The sequence below is a fragment of the Sedimenticola selenatireducens genome (genome assembly GCF_007625115.1).
Classification (GTDB): domain Bacteria; phylum Pseudomonadota; class Gammaproteobacteria; order Chromatiales; family Chromatiaceae; genus Sedimenticola; species Sedimenticola selenatireducens_A.
This window is the reverse complement of the sequence record NZ_VMNH01000008.1, coordinates 22,157-43,221: the sequence shown is the minus strand read 5'-3', so window position 1 is coordinate 43,221 and position 21,065 is coordinate 22,157. Positions and strand designations below refer to the sequence as shown.

The following is a 21,065-nucleotide window of genomic DNA, read 5'->3' as shown; positions in this document are numbered from 1 at the left end:
ATTCCGCTATCTTCAATAAGATGAGCCCTTTATCTATCAATATCCTTAAAGTCTTTGGCGGGGGTTGCCGTTAACATAACCAGATACTGATAGGTGTTGACGACAGATGGGACAGAATGCTGTCTTAGATTGCGAGAGACCAGTGATGGTTACAAAAGGAATCATAACAATAATGAATAAGGCGCTGTTTGCGGGATTGCTGCTCGCGTGTACGCTATCGGCGCAGGCAAATGCGGAGACGGGGGCGAAGGCGGATGCCCGTATTCTGATTGATGTCTCTGGCAGTATGCATAAAAACGATCCACAAAACCTCAGGCGACCGGCGCTGCGCCTGCTTGTCGGACTGTTACCAGACGATGCCAGGGCTGGGGTATGGACATTTGGTCAATATGTCAACATGTTGATACCACTCGGCCAGGTGGATGCCGGTTGGAAGCGTAAGGCCAGGGCAGAGGCGGCCAAAATTGCTTCACCTGGTCAGTTTACCAATATTGAAGATGTGATTCGCCGAGCCAGTGCAGACTGGGAGGGACCCGCTACGATCTACCGTCGTCATCTTATTCTGCTTACCGATGGCGTAGTCGATATTAGCAAAGATCCCAAGAAAAATGCCGCTTCGCGCAAGCGAATTCTTGAAGAGTTGCTACCAAAACTTAAATTACACAATGCAGCATTACACACCATAGCCCTGTCGGAGCGTGCTGATCATGAGTTGATGCAGACCCTGTCCAGAGAAACAGGTGGGTGGTATGAGCAGGTGAATAATGCCGAGCAGCTGCAAAGAATCTTTTTGAAGATATTTGAAAAAGTGGGGCGCCCGGATACCGTGCCGCTGAAAGATAACAAGTTTCTCGTGGATAACAGTATCCAGGAAGTGACTCTGTTGGTGTTCAGAAAAGAGGGTGCTGAGCCTACCCAGGTTATCACGCCTTCTGGTGAACAGTTTGATGCAAAGAGTGCCCCGAAATCGGTCAGTTGGCATCGTGATGTTGGCTATGACATGTTAACCATCACCAAACCTGAAACGGGAGAGTGGCGTGTACAGGCAGCGCTGGATCCGGATAACCGAGTCATTATCGTTACTGATCTGAAAATGATTTCCAGTCAGCTACCCAGTCGTTTTGTGCTGGGTGAGTCATTGCCACTGACCGTCAATTTTTCCAACCAGGGCAAACAGATTACCCGCAAGGATTTTCTCGATGTAGTTAATCTGAAAAGTGGTCATGTTGATGCCAATGGTGCAGGGGAAGAGCGGCCGATACTTGATGATGGAAAAGATGGGGATGAAGTATCAGGTGATGGAAACTTTACTCTCAGGGTTGGTGAGGGCCTTGCTGCAGGTAAGGTCGAGTTGATTGTTACGGCGCAAGGCAATACTTTTCAGCGGGAGCAGCGCCAGCTCTTTGAGCTTGCAGACCCTATGGTGATGAAGGTTCAACCAAGTGCTCAGGGGGAGGCGGAGTGGCAGGTGAGCCTGATACCAGATGGTGAAGTTGTTGATCTGGACAGTCTGGAATTAAATGCCAGTTTGATCTCCAAGACAGGGGAAGAGCAACCCGTCATGCTGTTGCCTGGCATAGAACAGGGCATGCGGGAAGCACGAATCAATGCGGATAACTTGTTGGGTGACTGGACGTTGAGTGTATCTGTAAAGGGTAGGACACGTGCCGGATCGGCGCTTGATCTGACGCTGGATCCGGTCGCCATCGAAGGTAAGGCAGCGCCACCTCCCCCGCCTCCACCCGAGCCTATTGTGGAGATGCCACCCAAGGAAGAGCCGGTTGTAGAGCCACCGCCACCTCCCTCTGAACCAGAAGTTGTTAAGGAAGAGGATGATTTTATGTTCCAGGTTGCAATTTTCGGGGGCGCCAATCTGTTGCTTATCCTAACAGGGGCGGGATTGTTCTGGTTTATCCGGCGGCGAAAAGGAAAGCCTGACTTTCAATTGGAAGAAGAAAATGAAAATCAGGAGGCGGCGGCCAAATGATCGAGGTGAGCAAGATACTGTTATTGGTGTTTGGTGAGCTGTTTTTGGTCAGTATTGTAGCCGCATGTATTGTTGTTTATTTAATGGTCTCAAAGCATCAACGGGACCGTGCAGCCATGCGAACACTGGTTGCTCGAATTAAGGAGGATAGTGGTCGGCGTGAACAGGAAACACGAAAGATCATGGAAGAACGATACGGTTTTACAGGAGTCGATCTGGAAGAGATCGTCAAAAAGATTGCGCGAGAAGAGAAGGCCTTCTACCAAGTTCTTTTAGATGTTTACTTAAAAAGAAATGCTGACGCTCTGCAGAATCTGTCAGTTGATTACGAAGGTTCAGTTGAGACCTATAGAACGCTGGAGATTCCTCGTCGAGGTAATGCTGTAGCTGACACAGATGGAGAATCTGTCGATTCAGAAGAGGTAATGCATCTAAAAGAGGAGAATCTGCGACTCACTGAAGAGTTGCAATTGACCATGGATACCATGGGTCGAATGTTGAGTGAATACTCGTTGATGTTCTCCGGTGGTACGGACACCAGTCTGGATAAGGATAAGATGAGGGAAATGTTGGCATCCGATACAAAGCCTGCTGAGCAACCCGCCGTTCAAGAGGATGTAGAGAAAACGACTGAACCTGTCGCTGAGTCAATTAGGGATGAGCATTCTGATCCGGGCGATGCATCGGTCGAGGATGAGGGACTGAAGGCACTTGATGAAGAGTTGGCGATGCTTGATCTTACAGAGGAAGAGTTATCAGGTGTTGCTGATTTGGATGAGACGGTGGTTGTTCCACTCGATCAGAGTGATGAGGTCGTGGATCTGGATGATGTTCTGGATGATTCAGAGCAGAAATAACCCGACACCGATATCTTCACCTGCATAGGGATAACGGGCGAGCGCACTTCCCTGTGCGCCCGATAGCGAGTACTACTCAACCTTAACGGTGGCAGACTCCGTATTGCCTAGGTTGTCTACCCAGGTCAATGTAAGATCATCGCCCGCACTGGCTCCTTTATATTTGAAGGAGATGTACGGGTTTTTAGAAATACCTCCGCTCCAATCGGCGGTTAGAATATCCTTCCCGGCAGAGGCGCAGGTCACCTCCTGAATAAAATGTGCGGGGATGGTTGCGCCCTTGCTATCTTTCCGGTTGCCTGTTTCCATCGGGTGCGTCATCAGGGCTTTGACCGTTACTTCATCTTCTTTTATTTTGGCGCGTATCTTAATGGAATTGCTTGCCATTTCAGTATCCTCAAAATCTCTTATCTCATTTACACCAGTCCAGCCGGTATACGATTGATTGAATGGGGAAGATTAACCGCCACATCCACCAATGGTGACTTTGACCTCTTTGCCGGCCTTGTAGAGTTTTCCGCCGGCCTTTACTACGGCCAAGACATCACCGCTTTTTCCCATCTTGATGCGCGTAGAGACAAACCCTTCTGCACCCTCTTTCAGGTTAAAGTTGGCAATCAGCGGAACAGGATTATTCGCAGCCATTATCGCGATTGATTCTACACCGGCTAAGGACGTGCTGACGGTAACAGGAACCACGGCACCGTTCTCTGCGATATCGGGTGCCTTGATGTTGATATCACCGCTCACTTCGGCACTATCGGCACCCATCAATACACTCAGGGCTCCTGGGATATCCTTTGCGGTAAATGCTTCTTTTGGCCAGGCGGCAAGCACCTGGACAGGTGTCAAGAGTCCAGCGCCGATCGCGATACCGATTGCACTGGTTGCAAACGTGCCTTTCAGTAAGATCCGGCGGTTTAAATCTATCTTCATTTCTATCTCCTGTCTCAACAGAGGGATGGTTTCTATTCTGTCGTTAAGAGGTGCGTACGTTAATCGCAATGGCTCAAATGAGGCGCTTGCGTTTCTAATGCATAACGAGCTTATCTCTGCCACAAACATCTCAGATTACTCCTACATAGTGCCTTCCCGAGAGAAGGAATGCACATAAGCAAGAGATATAGCCATATAAGTAGTTTGTGCCCTGGGGTTCAGATCAATTCGACCATTGGTAAAGGGTCTGTGCTCGGTTACCTCCACATTTTTGCCTTGATTCATCAAGCCTAATTGTTATTCTGGGTCCTTTTTTGTCCTGCTTGTAGGCAGTCCTCAAGCATAACCCACTCAATTAAAGTGGGAAAGGGGGCGTTACCTGTCTCGTGCTTCCAAGTCACTTTTTTCCTGGCGTATCTCCTTCATTCGTGCCGCTATTTTGGCGCTCTCATAGTAACTGAGATTCCGATCTTTAAATGCAATCTCAAGTTGCATTAATGCCTCTTTCAATGCGCCCGTGTGATAATAGTACTCTGATAGATACTGATGACCCTGGGTTTTGTTTCCCGCATCACCGGAGGCTTGTGCGAGCAGTTTATAGGTCAATGCATCGTTGGGACGACCCGTTAGAATTTTTTCCAGTAACGGGTTTACCGCCTCAGGTTTTCCAATATCTAGAAGGGCCTGCGCGTAGTACATAGAGAGCGGGTAGTTTCCTGGATGTTCGTTTAAACCCTGTTCCAGTGTTTTAAGCCCTTGTTCCGGTTTGCCTTGTTTCTTTTCCAGCTCGGCTTTGGCAACAAGGTATTCACTCTGATGAGGTCTTTTGGCGATTAGTTTTTCCAAGATTGCACTGGCTTCAGAATATTGCCTGTTGCCTACGAGTGACAGAATATAACCGTATTGATGAGACTCTTCGTTTCGATGACGGCCATCCCTAAGTGTTTTGCTGTAAAACTCAATGCCCTCTCTCGCATCGCTATAGGCTAATACCCGCAACCGTTCTCTGGCGAGATGATAGCCCAGCGAATCACTGCGTTGTTTATAGGGGAACGCATCTGCTCGTCCATAGGCATCCGCTATCCGATTGGCGGTTACCGGGTGAGTACGCAAAAATTCCGGCAAAGTGCCGTTATCGTAGAGGCGGGAGGCCTTACCCATGCGAGAAAAGAATACCGGCATGGAAGTTGGGTCAAAACCGGCCCCGGCGAGCGTCTTGATACCAATACTGTCAGCTTCCTCTTCATGGGACCTCGTGAAGTTGATTTCACGCTGGATCATGCCGGCCTGAACGCCGGCTGCGGCGGCAACAGCAAGATCTGGGGTGTTGGTGGCTGCCCCAATGACCACGGCGGCAATTGCAACGGCGGCAGCCGGTAGGGACATGCTTTTTACCGCATCATAGGTTCTTACGAGATGCTTTTGAGTCACATGTGCGATCTCATGGGCAATTACCGAGGCAAGCTCACTTTCCGATTCAGTTGTTGTGATCAAACCTGAGTAGACGCCAATGTTGCCGCCAGGGCCAGCGAAGGCATTTATTTGTGGGCTATTAATCAAAAAGAACTCAAAGCTTCCCGTCGCACTCGCATTAGCATTCACCAGTTGATCGCCGAGAGATTGGATATAGGCCGTTAGTAGTGGGTCTTGTATCACCGGCATTGTTTTGCGGATACTGCGCATGAAGGCACGCCCAAGACGATCCTCCTCGGCGGGCGAGAGAATATTGCCTGAAGGATTGCCAATATCGGGTAGGGCAATCTCTTGTGCCTGGAGCGATGTTGTCGGCAATAGTAAGCAGAGCAATAAGAATTTCAGGCAGAGTCCTTGAAGGAGACGCCTGTTTTTTTGTGAATCTTTTAGCATGTCACCACTGACCCATTGAGCAGGAATAAGTTCAGTTAGAATTCGAAAGGAGGGTGGATAAGAGCCCGTTTTGTTGTCATCAAGACAGTTGTGTTCCCTGCGGATTCCAGTTCAATATAGCAGGATTCGTGGCCGCTAACCTGCCCTTGACTGATCTGTGCGGATTGGGTGGCTGTATAGCCAAATGATCTGTCTAGGTGAACAGGTTCTTGACAATACGGGTCAGCTGCTTGATTAGCTCTGGAGCATCGACATCCATAACTTGATCGATTACCCAGCGATTTTCTTGGCTTTCTCCCATGGTCTGTTGAATTTCATAGCCAAGATGTCGGAGAAAGGGGTATGTGGGGCCTTCATCGGTATAACCATGCTCGGCATATTCGGATGCCCGCTGATTGAAAACGCTGATGAATTTGCTGCGGTAGTCACCTGCACCCAGTAGGGCCTGACTGTTCTCATCAAAATGGTCGGCCATTTTCAATACAATCGCGGTTACCAGTTCACGACGCTCATCATCTGTAAGTGAACTGGCCGTCATACGTTCCACCGCCAGTGCTTGGAAAATCAGGTATTCAGCAATAACCGCCAACCGTTGTTCATCATCGCGATATGTGAAGTGTTTACTGTGAAGCGTTACGGCTTTATCCATGCCCAAGCGCCAAGCATTAAACGCGATCGCCCCGCCAATTTCAGACAGGGTGCGTTCGGAATCTTCATTGTGCCACTGGCTTTTGAGTCTCAGGGCCATCGCGCGCTCCTCGTACGGAAAGCAACAGTTACTGCGGCTTCCCTTTTTTAAATATAAGATGAGATTAATATAGCACAGCGTAGTCAATGGGGAAGAGTTTAAACCCACTGAACGGTTGCGTGAGCGTGATCGCCGGAATTGATCTGGTATAAGGTGCTACGCTTTGACACTATGGATAATCTGCATTCGCTTACCTTGTCAGGAGAGTCTCATGCAATACCCCAGTTTCTTTGATCGCGTTGAATCCATTGTATTACAAGATCCACTGTCTGCTTGTCTGGGGGTCTTCGAAAAGGGCGTGATCCAGATAGATTATCTTGATGTGGTCAAATTGGCGGGACACTCCTGTCCGACGGTTGCGGGGGCATTCCTGATGGCACGGAAAGGGCTAAAGGCCCTTTATGGCGATGCATTACCTGTTCGGGGTGAAGTTATTGTTGAGATGCAGCAGTCGATAGGTGAAGGGGTGTGTGGTGTTATTGCGAATGTGCTGTCCTTTATAACCGGTGCTACCGATAAGGGTGGATTTCACGGTTTGGCGGGTCAGTTTGATCGCCGCAACCTGCTTTCATTTGATAATGAAATCGCTACCCTTGTCCGGCTTACCAGAAAAGATACCGGCCAGATGGTTTCGCTGCACTATGATTCGAGTTTTGTGCCGGCTGATCCGCAGATGAGCACGCTTTTTTCAAAGGTGTTATCTGGCAAGGCAACCCCTGAAGAAGCCAGTCAATTTGGCAAGCTCTGGCAGGATCGGGTGCAGGCTATATTGTGTGACTATGCAGAAGATGCACGACTGATTTCAGTTCAGTGAGTCAGCGGTTGTCAGGCTCAGAAGTGATGTTGGACGGTGGGGATTCACCTCACCGTTCAACATCATAATACTGATTAATAGCCGCCCTTACGTTTGGTTTCGGGAAGTCCGGCAATCTTACCCGCCTGCTTCGCTGGTCCCATGGGGAAGTGCTCGTAGAGTGATTTTGCATCCACTTTGTCCAGGTCAGTCCAGACCTCTTTGAAGTGTTTCACCATGTTGCGCTCATTCGGCTGGTTGCCATTGTTATTGAAATACTCATCGCGCAAATAGTTAATCACATCCCATGCCTTCTCAGACAAGGTGATACCTTCTGCTGCGGCAATGATTCCCGCTACATCTTCGTTCCAGTCTTCGTGATTAACCAGATAGCCGTTATCGTTGGCCTCCAGGGTGTTGCCGTTGTATTCATAAGACATGGGTTACCTCCGGTTATGTTTCTTCAATATGCCTGACCATCTTGTTAGCGTCTTTTAAGCGAGACGTATAGCGGCCAATTAAGGATATTATGGAAAACTTATATGTTATAAGGGCTGGTGATAAAATTAAATACCTTTTTTTGATGGTTATTATCAGTAGATCAGAAGGATTTCTGCGGTAAGAAAATACCACAGCCAAGCGATCGATGGTTACCCATCCCTTGTTCCTGTAGCGTTATGGCATCTTCATAGGGGAGTTCAGCGACCAGCAGGCTGCGGGTGTGAATGGGACAGCCCGGTCTTTGCAGTTGATGGCTTTTACCACAGAGGATCTTCTTGAAACGCAGTCCCATCTGTTTAAGCTCCGAGACGGCCCAGGCGATAAACTGATCTTCAGAGAGTTCCGGGTCTATCTCGATATAACGGGAGTAGAGAAAACGGCTCATCGCAAGTTTTTTCTGTTTGGCCGATAAAATCTGCATGCTGTGGCCCGCAATATCCAGCGTACGCCCTATTAATTCTAGGGCTTCATCTGCCTGTGCGATGGGTAGCCGGAGTGTCAGGGGGGTGCGTTTAGAAAGATGAAGCAAGGCGTCAGCGTCTTCAGGTCTTTCCCATCCATTGCCTGATTCTGCGCCATGGATAAGATGGAGTCCTACTGCTGCTTCATCATTAAACCAGGGAAGAACTTGTTCGATTGCTTGTGCCAAGTGCCATGCGTGATCGACCGGAAGCGTAGGGCAGATCACCTTGAACTGCAGGTCAATCACATCCTCCGGTATGATAAAGCCCTCTTCATTTGTCTCTTCTTCCCAGTACATCAATGCGTAATCCTGTTTTAAATGACCTAATCCGGAATTTGTTCTCGAAGTTTGTCTTTGTCGTACCACCAGTTATTACTAACCAGTACATCTAATACGGTTGCCAGTCGCGGGAGGAATTTTCCCGGATCATCCAGTTCGAGCTGTTGTACCCAAAAATCAAAAATATCCTGTTCTTCTACCTGGCTGTGGCGACGGGCTACTTGTCCAAGCAATTGGTTTGTAAAGAAAAGCAGGTTCTCCCGGCTGTTTTCATCGGCGCGGATATCCACGATGTAGTTGGCTACAGCGGCAGCCACGGCGGCACCATCTGATCGGTCTGGGGTTTCATCAATCAGATGTTGCAACATCGCTACGGTCAATTCGGGATCTATTGGGAAGGTGACGCTGAGCCAGATACCTTGCGCAAGCGCAGGAATTGAATCGGGTTGTTCCGACTGAAACATGATGTCGCAAGCCTCAACGGCTTGTTGCCATTGGGTCATTTCAAGGGTCTGATCGAAAACCCTTCGAGCAAGTGACCATGCTTCATCAAACCGGTTCAGCTCAAGCAATGCATAGCCGCAATCTAGCTCAAGTTGGGTTTTTTCACTCTCTGGGGCATTTGGACTTAGCTTGGCAAGCTGTTGTTCCAGCTCGGCCAGATGCAATTCGACCTTTTGGGTAGAAGGTACAGCATCTTCTGCGGAGTCGTTATCTCCCATGATGGCTTCTGTTTGCAGATACTTCACGCGATGGTCATCCTTATAAAGGAGGCTTCAGGTAAACGCCGCTTCGAGACGGTCTTCCCAATCTTCCGGTGTATCACTGAAGGGGGGCTTTACATCTATCCGAAAAAACATTTCGGATTGACGGCGTACTTTGATTAGTTCAATGAGCTCCTCAAAAGAGTCCACATCAGGGCTTTGTATCAGGACCTCACTTAACAGGAGCATGGGTAAACCTCGTTCAATAATTGATAAAAAGCAGTAAAATTATCACCTGATGAGAGCGTGACTTTAATACCCAAGTAAACTGTTCAGGCATTATTGAACCCCAGAGAAGAGGCTAGACGCAAGCCAAAAATGAGCGGATGAATATGCTGCGCTGCACGATCAACTTGCCCCATAAAAAATAAAACCCGGTGAAATCTAAGTGGCTATCTATTTGTTTATAAAGCATAATATATTTTAGATTCTTATAGTTTTCATATATTACCAAATTATCATATATCCCATAGTGGATATGCCTTTTTCATCTCTTCCCCCCCATTAGCGGGGTATTTTTGCTGCATAAGTGAATCCTAAAATGCTACCCATGTTTTGGAATGAGGGTCTGTAGTCCGAAGCCGGATTTCAGAGTCGGAATTTCTCGCTTGTTGAGCCTGTTTTTTGTCAAGGGTAAGACGGGTCAGAAACCACTATATAAATCGAGATCAATGGGAGAATAACAGATGGCGAAACCGATGCATGATACCCCCATGCTTGATCAGTTGGAGAGCGGCGTATGGCCGAGCTTCGTAACCGGACTCAAGCGCCTGGCCAAAGACAACGACATGATGGTTGACCTGCTGGGCCAGCTGGAAACATCCTACGAAACCAAGAAGGGATACTGGAAGGGTGGAACCGTGGGTGTTATCGGTTATGGTGGTGGTGTTATTCCCCGCTTCACCGAACTGAAAGATGCCAACAATAAGCCGCTGTTTCCAGCTGCTGCCGAATTCCACACCCTGCGTATTATGCCGCCTCCTGGCATGCACTACGACACCAAAACCATTCGTGATTTCTGTGACATCTGGGAAGAGTATGGTTCAGGCCTGATCGCATTCCACGGCCAGTCTGGTGACATTATGTTCCAGGGTTGTACCACTGAGAATGTTCAGCCAGCCTTCGATGCCATCAATAAGATGGGCTTTGATATGGGCGGCGCAGGTCCAGCGGTACGTACCGGCATGTCCTGTGTAGGTGCGGCGCGTTGTGAGCAGTCCTGCTTTGATGAAGCACGTGCTATGCGCACTTGTGTAAATGCTAACCTGGATGATATGCATCGTCCTGCGCTCCCCTACAAACTGAAGTTCAAGGCCTCAGGTTGTGCCAATGACTGCATGAACTCCATCCAGCGTGCTGACGTATCCATGATCGGTACCTGGCGTGATGACATGAAGGTTGATCAGGCTGAAGTGAAAAACTACGTCACCAACAAGGGACGTAAGTACATCATTGATAACGTGATCACCCGCTGTCCTACCCAGGCACTGTCACTGAATGATGATGACACACTCGCCGTTGACAACCCCAATTGTGTTCGTTGTATGCACTGCATCAATGTCATGACCAAGGCGCTTTCACCGGGTGATGACCGTGGCGTCAGCATCCTGGTGGGTGGTAAGCGTACCCTGAAAATTGGTGATTTGATGGGCACTGTAATCGTGCCTTTCCACAAGCTGGAATCAGACGACGATTTCGAATGGTTGGAAGAGCTGGGTACCGAGATTCTTGAATTCTTCGCTGAGAATGCGCTGGAACACGAGCGTACGGGTGAGATGATTGAGCGGATTGGTCTGACTAACTTCCTTGAAGGCCTGAATATCGAGATTGATCCTAATATGATCAATCAACCTCGTACCAACCCGTACGTCCGTACCGACGATTGGGAAGGCGAGGCGGCCAAGTGGAACGAGCGTCAGGCTGCTCAATAAATACACAGGTGGTGACCCGCTGATCATCAACGGGTCCTCAAACCGGCATGCCGGTTTAAATAATAGATTCAGATACTAGAGTTTTTGGAGGTAATAATGGCTGAAGCACCTCGCATGCCCGATGAGACAGGCGTACCAGAGATAGAGCCCTATCTACACCCTGTTTTGAAGAAGAACTACGGCAACTGGAAATGGCATGACCGTCCACGTCCTGGCGTTCTTCATCACGTGGCCCACAGTGGTGATGAGGTTTGGACCGTACGTGCCGGTACCCAGCGTCAGATGGATGTCTACACGATCCGCAAGCTGATGGACATCGCTGATGATTTCGCTGAAGGCTATGTTCGCTTTACCATCCGTTCAAATATCGAATTCATGGTCTCTGAAGAGTCCAAGGTTCAACCGCTGATCGACAAGCTGCTTGAAGAGGGCTTCCCTGTCGGTGGTACCGGTAACTCGGTCTCTATGATTTCGCACACCCAGGGTTGGTTGCACTGTGATATCCCGGCTACCGATGCATCCGGCGCTGTTAAAGCCCTGATGGATGAGCTGCATGAAGAGTTTGTTCGTGAAGAGATGCCAAACCGCGTTCGTCTGACCACATCATGCTGTCAGATCAACTGTGGTGGCCAGGGCGATATTGCCATCAATATCCAGCACACCAAGCCCCCCAAGATCAACCACGATATGGTGGGTAACGTCTGTGAGCGTCCTTCCGTTGTGGCACGTTGTCCTGTAGCCGCTATTCGTCCTGCAGTGGTCAACGGCAAACCAACACTGGAAGTCGATGAGCGCAAATGTATCTGTTGTGGCGCTTGTTTCCCTCCTTGCCCTCCGATGCAGATCAACGATCCAGAGCACTCCAAATTTGCGATCTGGGTAGGTGGTAAGAACTCCAATGCGCGTTCCAAGCCAACCTTCCACAAGCTGGTTGCGGCAGGTATCCCCAACAACCCACCACGCTGGCCGGAAGTTTCCGCAGTGGTCAAAAACATCCTCCGCGTTTATAAGGAAGATGCCAAAGACTATGAGCGTATTGGCGAGTGGGCTGAGCGTATTGGATGGCCACGCTTCTTTGAGAAGACCGGGCTGCCATTTACCAAGTATCACATCGATAACTGGCGTGGAAGTCGTGCAAATCTGAATGCATCTGCACACATCCGCTTCTAAGTAATTGGCTAAAAGGGAATCGAGAATGAAATTTGCGATTCAAGTAAACGAAGGTCCTTATCAGCACCAGGCTGCCGATTCGGCCTATCAGTTCACCAAGGCCGCACTGGAGAAGGGACATGAGATTTTTCGTGTCTTCTTCTACCACGATGGTGTGAACAATGCGACCAAACTGACCACGCCACCTCAGGATGACCGTAATATCGTTAATCGTTGGAGTGAGTTGGCAGCACAGCATGAGTTGGATCTGGTGGTCTGTGTTGCGGCTGCTCAGCGACGCGGTATCGTAGATGAAGGTGAAGCCAAGCGTAACGGCAAAGATGCAGAGAATATTGCACCTGGCTTCCGCATCTCTGGTCTTGGTCAGTTGGTAGAGGCCGGCATCCAGGCTGATCGCCTGGTTGTGTTTGGCGATTAAGAGAAGGGGTAGAGAGATGTCCGAAGAAGATATGATGGACGGCGAGATCGTTAAGAAGTTCATGTTTGTCAACCGGCGTGCCCCGTATGGATCGATATACGCGCTGGAATCGCTTGAGGTTGTGCTGATTGCGGCGGCCTTTGACCAGGACGTGAGTCTGGTGTTCAGCGATGACGGTGTTTTTCAGCTGAAAAAAGGGCAGGATACCGCTGATATCGGCATGAAGAACTTCTCACCTACTTATCGCGCCCTGGAGATGTATGATGTTGAAAAGCTCTATGTCTCGAAAGCCTCGATGGATCAGCGTGGTCTGACTAAGGACGACTTGATTGTTGATGTTGAGGTTTTGAGCGATGAGGCCCTGGCGGACCTTATGGATGACCAAGACGTCATCTTCAGTTTCTAAGAGGTGAGTAAGATGAGTATTCTACACACGGTAAATAAATCACCTTTCGAAAAGAACTCTCTGGATAGTTGCCTGAGTCTGGCAAAAGAGGGGAGCGCAGTACTGCTGATTGAGGATGGAATATTTGCAGCGCTAAAGGGTGCAGCAAAAGAGGCTCAGATGAAAGAGGCCTCCCAGAAAATGAAGCTGTATGTACTGGGGCCCGATCTAAAAGCGCGAGGTATGGCTGAAGATCGAGTTATTGAAGGTATTGAAATTGTTGATTATGCCGGCTTTGTTGATCTTGCGGCTTCACATGACAAGGTTAACGCGTGGGTCTAGTCACCTGTACTGAAATTTAGACACTAGCACTATATTGGAGAAATGAATCATGGCAATTGAAGTCAACGGCAAATCGTTTGAGACGGATGAAGAAGGTTATCTGGTAAATCTGTCTGATTGGGAGCCAGGTGTGGCAGACGTCATGGCTAAAGAAGATGACCTTGAGCTGACCGAAGAGCACTGGGATATCATCAACTTCCTGCGTGAGTACTACGAAGAGTATCAAATCGCTCCAGCAGTGCGTGTACTGACCAAGGCTGTTGGTAAGAAGCTGGGTAAAGAGAAAGGCAACAGCAAGTATCTGTATGCACTGTTCCCCTACGGACCAGGTAAACAGGCTTGTCGCTTTGCTGGCCTGCCAAAACCAACCGGCTGTATCTAAGTCGAGTGTTAGCGGTTACCGTCCTCTACGCAGTATCTGAGGGCGGATCAAAGTGGCCTTCTCCACGCTGGAGAAGGTAGCTTTGGGTGTTCGAATGCGGAGTTTCTTCCAGATACTTGCACGCTTCGTTGAAGTACTTTGCATGCCGGAGAGAGTGTCTCTCTGACTAACAGAATAGCTTGAGGATTGCAGGAACATGTCCACTGTCTATGCGTTGCTGTTTATCGTGGCGACTCTTGTGTTGGTGATTGGCCTGGCAAGAAAAATTGTCCAGTATGCCAAAACACCGGCCCCATTAAAGATTGCGACGACCCCGGCTCCAGTCACTCAGGCCGGTGTTGTGATGCGCATGTTCCGTGAAGTGGTGTTCTTTGAGAGCCTCTTCAAAGGCACAAAGTGGACCTGGATTTTTGCCTGGTTATTTCACATGGCGCTGTTTGTGGTGTTGTTGCGGCATTTGCGTTACTTCACCGACCCAGTCTGGTTGCCCATAGAATTAATTCAGCCTTTCGGCGTCTATGCGGGCTTTGCAATGCTCGCCGGTTTGGCCGGATTGCTGGTGCGCAGAATATTTGTCGATCGGGTGCGCTACATATCCGCCCCGTCCGATTACCTTTGGCTGTTGGTGCTGATCTTTATTGGCATCAGTGGTCTGATGATGAAGTTTGTTGCCCATACCGATATCGTGATGGTGAAGCAGTTTTTCACCGGGCTGATGGGGTTTAGTATCGGCACACTACCCATCGATTTCCCATTAGTTGTTCACCTCACCCTGGTAGCGTTACTGATGATTCTATTCCCATTCAGTAAGCTGCTTCATGTGCCGGGCATTTTCTTCAGCCCATCACGTAATCAGGTGGATAACCCCCGTGAAAAACGTCACCTCGCCCCTTGGGCGAAGGCGATGGAAGAATAACGTAGTAGAAGCGACTGAGAGCGACGAGGGTATTACATGGCTAAGGCAAATTTCGATGTACCGGAGCTTAAGGAGTATGTGGATGTTCCGGAACTCGTGGAAGGCACCATGGCGCATCTCAGCCCATTCATTGCCAAGCCCGATCACAACATACCGCTGGGATTCCCGGGTGAGTTGGTCGAAGACTGGCATGACAAGGCGCTGGAGAAACTGGATGATCTGCGCTCACGTTATCGCTCGCTTCAGGTGTACTTGGATGCCTGCGTAAAATGCGGCGCCTGTACTGATAAGTGTCACTACTACCTGAGTACTAAAGATCCAAAGAATATGCCGGTAGGTCGTCAGGATCTACTGCGCAAGGTCTACCGTCGCTACAACACCTTTGCCGGGAAATATTTCCCCTGGTTGGTGGGCGCTGAAGATCTGACACGTGAGACTCTGGATGATTGGTACAGCTACTATCATCAGTGTTCCCAATGCCGCCGCTGTTCTGTCTTCTGCCCTTATGGTATCGACACGGCAGAAATCTCCATGGCAGCCCGTGAGATTCTTGATAGCGTCGGGTATGGTCAGAAGTACTGCAACGAGATTATCGCCAAGGTCCATGAGAAGGGTAATAACCTGGGACTGCCTGGTCCGGCTATTCTGGATACTCTGGAAGGACTGGAAGAGGATGTTGAAGAAGAGACCGGTGTTGTGGTCAAGTTTCCGCTCGACGTCAAAGGTGCTGATATCCTGCTGGTAACCCCCTCGGCGGATTTCTTTGCTGAGCCCCATGTCGATGGCCTGATTGGTTATGGCAAGGTATTCCATGAGGCCGGCATTAGTTGGACATTGAGTACAACGGCTTCGGAAGCTGGAAATTTTGGCATGTTCATCGGTAGTTACGAGAACATGCGTAAGGTTGCCATGCGTATTCGTACTGCTGCGCTTGAGCTGGGTGTCAAACGCATTGTATTTGGTGAGTGCGGCCATGCCTGGCGCGTTGCTTACGCCTTTCTGAATACACTGGCAGGGCCGTTCGATTTTCTCGATCCCAAATATCCGGTGCCACAGCATATCTGTGAATTCACTTATGATCTGATACAGCAGGGCAAACTGAATTTCGATAAGTCAGCGAATGATGACATGACGCTGACATTCCATGACTCCTGCAATGTTGCCCGTGCTACCCGCATGGGAGACAAACCCGGTGGTCAGTTTGATATACCCCGTGCCGTGATCAAGGCAGTCTGCAATAACTATGTGGATATGGATCACGAAACCATCGGTGAGAAGACCTTCTGCTGCGGTGGCGGTGGCGGTCTGTTAACGGATGATCTGATGGAGATTCGGGTGAAGGGTGCCTTGCCACGAATGACGGCATTGCAAAATGCCATCAAAGAGGAAGGGGTCACCCATATGGCGGCAATCTGCGCTATTTGTAAGAGCCAATTTACCAAGGTATTGCCTTACTACGGAATGGACATGGACCAGATTGTCAGCGTCCACCAGTTAGTCAGCAATGCCATTATCCTCACTGGACAAAATACGGATGAGGATGACGCCGATGATGAATCGGATGGCGACGAGTAAAACAGAGTGACAATTTGAGGTATAACGCGTCGGTGAATAATCTCTGACGGTGTTTTAAGAATTATATAGGTTGAGGAGAGAATTCCATGGCAACTCCTACGGAACAGATGAACACAAAACTGAGTTATCGTCGATATAAAGAAGGCGATAACGAATGGGATGATTTTAGTGAGAAGATCTTCAGAGAAGATACCTCTTACAAATGCCCAACCTACATCCACAAAACACCACCCTGTCAGGGTAGTTGTCCCTCTGGTGAGGATATCCGTGGTTACCTGGCAATAGCGCGAGGGCAGGAGAAGCCGCCTGAAGGCGTTGAGCGTGACGAGTACATGTTCCGTCGCTCAACCAATGCCAATCCATTCCCTTCCATGATGGGTCGGGTCTGTCCTGCGCCTTGTCAAGATGGTTGTAATCGCAACGATGTTGAAGATTTCGTCGGTATTAATGCAGTCGAACAATATATCGGCGACTCGGCGATTGCCAATGGCTATGCTTTCACGGCCGGCCCAGATATCGCTAAAAAGGTTGCTGTGATTGGTGGTGGTCCTGCGGGCATGTCAGCCGCTTATCAGCTGCGTCGTCTCGGTTATGGGGTGACGATCTTTGATGAGAATGAACACCTGGGCGGCATGATGCGTTATGGCATCCCCGGCTATCGTATTCCACGTGACAAACTGGATGCTGAGCTGAACCGCATTGTCGATATGGGTGTTGATCTGCGTCTCAAGACTCGTGTGGGTCGTGATGTGTCTGTCGCTGATGTTGAAAAAGAGTTTGATGCGCTGCTTTGGGCATTGGGTTGTCAGAGTGGACGTGGTCTGCCAGTTCCCGGTTGGGAAGGCACGCCAAACTGCGTGACTGGCGTCGCATTCCTGAAGGCCTTCAATGAAGGTCGCATGAAGGTTACGGCAGAGAAAGTGGTCTGTATCGGTGGTGGTGATACCTCTATCGATGTGGTTTCTGTTGCCCGTCGTCTGGGTCATGTGAAAAATCAGAACCCGACGGATCGTCCAGAGCTTGTGGTTCAAGATGGCTATGTGGCTCACGATGCGGCTGTTACTGCGGCTGCGCAGGGTTCCGAGGTTACGCTGACCTCACTGTTCACCAAAGAAAAGATGATGGCAGCTGAGCACGAAGTCTCTGATGCCACCACAGAGGGTGTCACCATTCTTGATGGAGTGATGCCTTTGGAAGTGCTGGTAGGAGAAGATGGTCGTGCAACAGGTCTGAGGGTATGTGACTGCACCATGGATGGCATGAAGCCAATCCCGGTTGAAGGAACTGAGCGCGTCATTGAAGCTGATCTGATTGTTTCGGCTATCGGACAGGGCGGTGACATGACCGGTCTTGAGGAAATGGCCAATGATCGCAACCTGATTGATGCAGACAAGTTCTTCCAGGTGCCTGGTAAGAATGGCCACTTCGTCGCGGGTGATATCATTCGTCCTCATCTGTTGACCACGGCTATTGGTCAAGCATCGATTGCGGCTGAGAGTATTGACCGCTTCCTCAAACAGGAAGAGCAGGTTAAACGTCCTAAGGTTGATGTTCATCACTTTGATCTACTGGATAAGCTGCACGAAGCCGGTAAGGATCCAGAGCGGTTTGATTCCAAAGCAGGTGATCAGCGTGGTACCGATGGTGCCAAGTATGCGGTGCATAACTTTGAGAATCGTGCTGAGCAGGAAGTGATTCCGTCCAGCGACCTGTTCCTTGGGCACTTCTCCTTTACGCCACGCAACAAACGTAGTGAAGAGGTCCCTTCTGCTGAAGTGGTACTGGGGCATTTTCAGGAACGTCTGCATCCCTATAGCGAAGAACAGATGGTCGCTGAAGCCAAGCGTTGTATGAGCTGTGGTATGTGCTTCGAATGCGATAACTGCGTGGTGTTCTGTCCTCAGGATGCGGTATTCCGCGTGAAGAAGACCGAGGCAACTACTGGTCGTTACGTCGACACCGACTACAACAAGTGTATCGGCTGCCATGTTTGTAGCGATGTGTGCCCGACCGGTTATATCCAGATGGGCCTTGGTGAATAGGAGCAGTGATGGATCGTTTAACCGGCATTAAGCGATTCGCTGGTGTACTCATAGGGGGCGCTTTATTGCTCCTCTCTACGGGAGCAATCAGTGAAACGGCTGTTACAAAGGGATCGAAGGCAGCAGGCCTGGATGCCTGCGTAGCACCCACGGCTGTCATGCGACGTGATCACATGGATTATCTCAAGCATGATCGGGATATGACTGTACGTAAGGGCGTTCGAGATACGCAATACAGTCTGTCTGAGTGTGTGGAGTGCCATGCCGAGAAAGATGATGCGGGTGCCTATAAGCCGGTTAATGCCGAGGGGCAGTTCTGTTCTTCATGCCACAACTATGTGGCGGTTAGTCTCAGCTGCTTCCAGTGCCATCGTAAGACGCCGGAATCAACAGCCGGATCAGGAACGGCCATGAAGCAAGAGGGTTCATTTAGCACTGATTCACTGGGTCTGCTGCAATCCTTGGGTAATCCTGTTTCATTGAGTCGTGATGAGCTGGTCCGCCTTCATGCCACTGTTAAGGGGGACTGATCATGAGTTGTTCAAATGACCAGCCTGATATGAATCGGCGTGAGTTTTTAGGTAAATCCGTTGTGGCTGCTACAGCCGCAGTGGTCGCGCCCGGAGTTATGCTGACCGTAGCCAATGCTGCGTCAGATGAGGGCGCCTCCAGTGCGGTACGCTGGGGTTTGCTGATCGATACCAATAAATGTGCGGATGGTTGCAGTGCCTGCGTTGATGCCTGCAATAAAGAGAATGGTATTGACCTGATGCAACGACCAACCGGTCAGTCTGATGAGATGTGGAATGCTCAGCGTCCGCAATGGGTACGCAAGGTAAAGCTGCGTGATAAGCAGACCGGAGAAATCTCCAATCTGCCGATGATGTGCCAGCATTGCGAACACCCACCCTGCGTTGACGTCTGTCCCACTGGCGCATCCTTCAAACGTGCCGATGGCATTGTCATGGTTGATCGCCATACCTGCATTGGTTGCCGCTATTGCATGATGGCTTGTCCCTATAAGGCGCGCTCCTTTATTCATCAGGATGTCGCCGAGCAGCTCACCGGTACACCCCGAGGTAAAGGGTGTGTGGAGTCTTGCAATCTCTGTGCTGGACGTATTGATGCAGGTCATTCAACAACAGCTTGTCAGGATGCCTGCAATAAGGATGGACATCAGGCCATTCTGTTTGGTGATCTGAAAAATCCAGACAGTGCGATCGCCAAGGCATTGAAAGCAGAGAGCAGCCACCAGATACGGGCCGATCTCGAACTGAATACTGGCGTACGCTACACCAATATCTAGCGGTACGGAGAAAGAAGTCGATGATAAAAACACAATACCGCGAACTTTATTGCAGCTCTCCTCGTTATTGGGGTGGCCTTGCCTCTCTTGCCTTTATTATTCTGGTGGGCCTGGGTGCTGCATTTCATATGGAGCATAACGGCCACTTTGTGACCGGCATGAGCAACCAGATCGTATGGGGTCTGCCTCATGTGTTTGCCATCTTCCTGATTGTTGCGGCTTCAGGCGCGCTTAATGTGGCCTCAATCGGTTCCGTGTTTGGTGGACCGATGTATAAGCCTCTGGGTCGTTTCTCAGGGTTGCTGGCTATCGGCCTGCTTGCAGGTGGCCTGGTCGTACTGCTGCTGGATCTGGGTCGTCCAGATCGTTTGATTGTAGCGATGACAACCTACAATTTTAAATCGATCTTTGCCTGGAACATCATCCTTTATACGGGTTTCTTTACCATTGTCGGCCTCTATCTCTGGACCATGATGGATCGTAAGTTTGAGCAGTATAAGCGCCCTGTGGGATTTGCCGCTTTCTTCTGGCGTATTGCACTGACAACAGGTACGGGTTCGATCTTCGGCTTCCTCGTGGCACGTGAAGCCTATGATGCTGCCATTATGGCGCCGATGTTTATCATTATGTCATTCAGCTACGGTTTGGCATTCTTTATCATTACCCTGATATCTGCTTACTGGTGGGCCGGGCGTACCATTGGTGATCTCCGTTTGGCCAAGCTGAAGAATCTGTTGGGCGTGTTTGTTGGGGCCGTGCTCTACTTTGCACTGGTCTATCACCTCACGAATCTCTATGTGACTCAACACCATGGTGTGGAACGCTTCATTCTGTTGGATGGTGGTGTTTATACCAATATGTTCTGGATCGGACAGGTGCTGATTGGCGGCATTATCCCACTGTTCCTGCTCTATTCACCGGCGTTCACCACGTCCCGATTTGCCATCATGGTTGCCTCGTTGCTGGTATTGATTGGCGGTTTTTTCCAGGTCTATGTGATTGTGATTGGCGGACAGGCTTACCCAATGAACCTGTTCCCGGGAAAAGAGGTCTTAACCAGCAGTTTCTTTGATGGTGTTGTCGCAAGTTATACCCCCACGATTGCTGAAGCCCTGCTGGGTATCGCCGGTATTGCTGTCTCCATGACCTTGGTCGCTATCGGCTCACGGATGCTCCGTGTACTGCCTGAGAGTCTGGAAGATCCAGCCGATGGCGAATGTATTTGATGTTTGTGGGTTCTGATCTGTGAATAATGAATCCACTGTCGCTAAAGGCAGTGGATTTTTTTTGTCTGGGGCTGAATAAGCCTGGTTCATATCCGCTTTACAGGCTTTTCTGGAAAGGGGACTATAAGGCTTAGGTTATAAGCTGATGGTCTCACGTAATCGTTCAGACCGGTCCCTC

23 protein-coding genes are annotated in these 21,065 nt (G+C 49.7%); 15 read left to right on the top strand and 8 right to left on the bottom strand.

What is annotated here, in order from left to right:
- Nucleotides 1-172: 172 nt before the first annotated feature.
- Nucleotides 173-1,987 (top strand): VWA domain-containing protein, encoded by a 1,815-nt coding sequence (locus tag FHP88_RS08470; RefSeq protein WP_186297656.1) that lies wholly within the window; start codon nucleotides 173-175, stop codon nucleotides 1,985-1,987.
- Nucleotides 1,984-2,844 carry a hypothetical protein gene (locus tag FHP88_RS08465; RefSeq protein ID WP_144358607.1) on the top strand — a complete coding sequence of 287 codons (861 nt, stop codon included), beginning with the start codon at nucleotides 1,984-1,986 and terminating at the stop codon, nucleotides 2,842-2,844. The genes FHP88_RS08470 and FHP88_RS08465 overlap by 4 nt, the downstream gene beginning before the upstream one ends.
- A 72-nt stretch (nucleotides 2,845-2,916) precedes the next feature.
- Here the strand turns inward: FHP88_RS08465 and soxZ are convergent, their stop codons facing one another.
- The 4 genes from soxZ to FHP88_RS08445 all read right to left on the bottom strand — a co-directional run bounded on the left by soxZ (nucleotide 2,917) and on the right by FHP88_RS08445 (nucleotide 6,394).
- On the bottom strand, nucleotides 2,917-3,231 hold the full coding sequence (soxZ, locus tag FHP88_RS08460; protein WP_144358606.1) for a thiosulfate oxidation carrier complex protein SoxZ: 315 nt from the start codon (nucleotides 3,229-3,231) through the stop codon (nucleotides 2,917-2,919).
- Between the two features lie 72 nt (nucleotides 3,232-3,303).
- A complete protein-coding gene (soxY, locus tag FHP88_RS08455; RefSeq protein WP_144358605.1) occupies nucleotides 3,304-3,780 on the bottom strand; it encodes a thiosulfate oxidation carrier protein SoxY in 477 nt (158 codons plus the stop codon).
- Nucleotides 3,781-4,155: 375 nt separating this feature from the next.
- A complete protein-coding gene (locus FHP88_RS08450) occupies nucleotides 4,156-5,646 on the bottom strand; it encodes a M48 family metalloprotease (RefSeq protein WP_144358604.1) in 1,491 nt (496 codons plus the stop codon).
- Between the two features lie 193 nt (nucleotides 5,647-5,839).
- Complete coding sequence (locus tag FHP88_RS08445; protein WP_144358603.1) at nucleotides 5,840-6,394, bottom strand: hypothetical protein; 555 nt, start codon at nucleotides 6,392-6,394, stop codon at nucleotides 5,840-5,842.
- A 211-nt stretch (nucleotides 6,395-6,605) separates the two neighbouring features.
- Between FHP88_RS08445 and FHP88_RS08440 the strand changes: the two genes are divergently transcribed.
- Nucleotides 6,606-7,208: an FmdE family protein gene (locus tag FHP88_RS08440; protein ID WP_144358602.1), complete on the top strand. Its 603-nt coding sequence runs from the start codon at nucleotides 6,606-6,608 to the stop codon at nucleotides 7,206-7,208.
- 74 nt (nucleotides 7,209-7,282) lie between these two features.
- On the opposite strand, the gene FHP88_RS08435 is transcribed toward FHP88_RS08440, so the two are convergent.
- The 4 genes from FHP88_RS08435 to FHP88_RS08420 form a co-directional block, all read right to left on the bottom strand.
- On the bottom strand, nucleotides 7,283-7,627 hold the full coding sequence (locus tag FHP88_RS08435; protein WP_144358601.1) for a TusE/DsrC/DsvC family sulfur relay protein: 345 nt from the start codon (nucleotides 7,625-7,627) through the stop codon (nucleotides 7,283-7,285).
- A 161-nt stretch (nucleotides 7,628-7,788) separates the two neighbouring features.
- A complete protein-coding gene (gene cas6, locus FHP88_RS08430; RefSeq protein WP_144358600.1) occupies nucleotides 7,789-8,448 on the bottom strand; it encodes a type I-MYXAN CRISPR-associated protein Cas6/Cmx6 in 660 nt (219 codons plus the stop codon).
- A 26-nt stretch (nucleotides 8,449-8,474) separates the two neighbouring features.
- A complete protein-coding gene (locus tag FHP88_RS08425) occupies nucleotides 8,475-9,179 on the bottom strand; it encodes a hypothetical protein (RefSeq protein ID WP_144358599.1) in 705 nt (234 codons plus the stop codon).
- Nucleotides 9,180-9,206: 27 nt separating this feature from the next.
- Nucleotides 9,207-9,383 (bottom strand): sulfur relay protein DsrC, encoded by a 177-nt coding sequence (locus FHP88_RS08420; RefSeq protein WP_144358598.1) that lies wholly within the window; start codon nucleotides 9,381-9,383, stop codon nucleotides 9,207-9,209.
- 497 nt (nucleotides 9,384-9,880) lie between these two features.
- Here FHP88_RS08420 and dsrA point away from each other — a divergent pair, with 497 nt between their 5' ends.
- The 12 genes from dsrA (at nucleotide 9,881) to nrfD (ending at nucleotide 20,887) form a co-directional block, all read left to right on the top strand.
- Entirely contained in the window at nucleotides 9,881-11,125 is a 1,245-nt protein-coding gene (dsrA, locus tag FHP88_RS08415; RefSeq protein ID WP_144358597.1) for a dissimilatory-type sulfite reductase subunit alpha, read from the top strand.
- Nucleotides 11,126-11,221: 96 nt separating this feature from the next.
- Nucleotides 11,222-12,295 (top strand): dissimilatory-type sulfite reductase subunit beta, encoded by a 1,074-nt coding sequence (dsrB, locus tag FHP88_RS08410; RefSeq protein ID WP_144358596.1) that lies wholly within the window; start codon nucleotides 11,222-11,224, stop codon nucleotides 12,293-12,295.
- Nucleotides 12,296-12,320: 25 nt separating this feature from the next.
- Nucleotides 12,321-12,713 (top strand): sulfurtransferase complex subunit TusD, encoded by a 393-nt coding sequence (tusD, locus tag FHP88_RS08405; RefSeq protein ID WP_144358595.1) that lies wholly within the window; start codon nucleotides 12,321-12,323, stop codon nucleotides 12,711-12,713.
- Nucleotides 12,714-12,729: 16 nt separating this feature from the next.
- The gene (gene tusC, locus FHP88_RS08400; RefSeq protein ID WP_144358594.1) at nucleotides 12,730-13,119 is read left to right on the top strand and encodes a sulfurtransferase complex subunit TusC; all 390 of its coding nucleotides are present in this window, start codon (nucleotides 12,730-12,732) and stop codon (nucleotides 13,117-13,119) included.
- A gap of 12 nt (nucleotides 13,120-13,131) precedes the next feature.
- A complete protein-coding gene (tusB, locus tag FHP88_RS08395; protein WP_144358593.1) occupies nucleotides 13,132-13,440 on the top strand; it encodes a sulfurtransferase complex subunit TusB in 309 nt (102 codons plus the stop codon).
- A 49-nt stretch (nucleotides 13,441-13,489) separates the two neighbouring features.
- Nucleotides 13,490-13,822: a TusE/DsrC/DsvC family sulfur relay protein gene (locus FHP88_RS08390; RefSeq protein WP_144358592.1), complete on the top strand. Its 333-nt coding sequence runs from the start codon at nucleotides 13,490-13,492 to the stop codon at nucleotides 13,820-13,822.
- A gap of 196 nt (nucleotides 13,823-14,018) precedes the next feature.
- Nucleotides 14,019-14,738 (top strand): respiratory nitrate reductase subunit gamma, encoded by a 720-nt coding sequence (locus tag FHP88_RS08385; RefSeq protein ID WP_144358591.1) that lies wholly within the window; start codon nucleotides 14,019-14,021, stop codon nucleotides 14,736-14,738.
- A gap of 36 nt (nucleotides 14,739-14,774) precedes the next feature.
- The gene (gene dsrK, locus FHP88_RS08380) at nucleotides 14,775-16,313 is read left to right on the top strand and encodes a sulfate reduction electron transfer complex DsrMKJOP subunit DsrK (protein WP_144358590.1); all 1,539 of its coding nucleotides are present in this window, start codon (nucleotides 14,775-14,777) and stop codon (nucleotides 16,311-16,313) included.
- Between the two features lie 86 nt (nucleotides 16,314-16,399).
- Nucleotides 16,400-18,355: an NAD(P)-binding protein gene (locus FHP88_RS08375; RefSeq protein WP_144358589.1), complete on the top strand. Its 1,956-nt coding sequence runs from the start codon at nucleotides 16,400-16,402 to the stop codon at nucleotides 18,353-18,355.
- Nucleotides 18,356-18,363: 8 nt separating this feature from the next.
- Nucleotides 18,364-18,885 (top strand): sulfur reduction protein DsrJ, encoded by a 522-nt coding sequence (locus tag FHP88_RS08370; RefSeq protein WP_144358588.1) that lies wholly within the window; start codon nucleotides 18,364-18,366, stop codon nucleotides 18,883-18,885.
- A gap of 2 nt (nucleotides 18,886-18,887) precedes the next feature.
- On the top strand, nucleotides 18,888-19,661 hold the full coding sequence (dsrO, locus tag FHP88_RS08365) for a sulfate reduction electron transfer complex DsrMKJOP subunit DsrO (protein WP_144358587.1): 774 nt from the start codon (nucleotides 18,888-18,890) through the stop codon (nucleotides 19,659-19,661).
- 20 nt (nucleotides 19,662-19,681) lie between these two features.
- Entirely contained in the window at nucleotides 19,682-20,887 is a 1,206-nt protein-coding gene (gene nrfD / locus FHP88_RS08360; protein ID WP_144358586.1) for an NrfD/PsrC family molybdoenzyme membrane anchor subunit, read from the top strand.
- Nucleotides 20,888-21,065 lie beyond the last annotated feature (178 nt).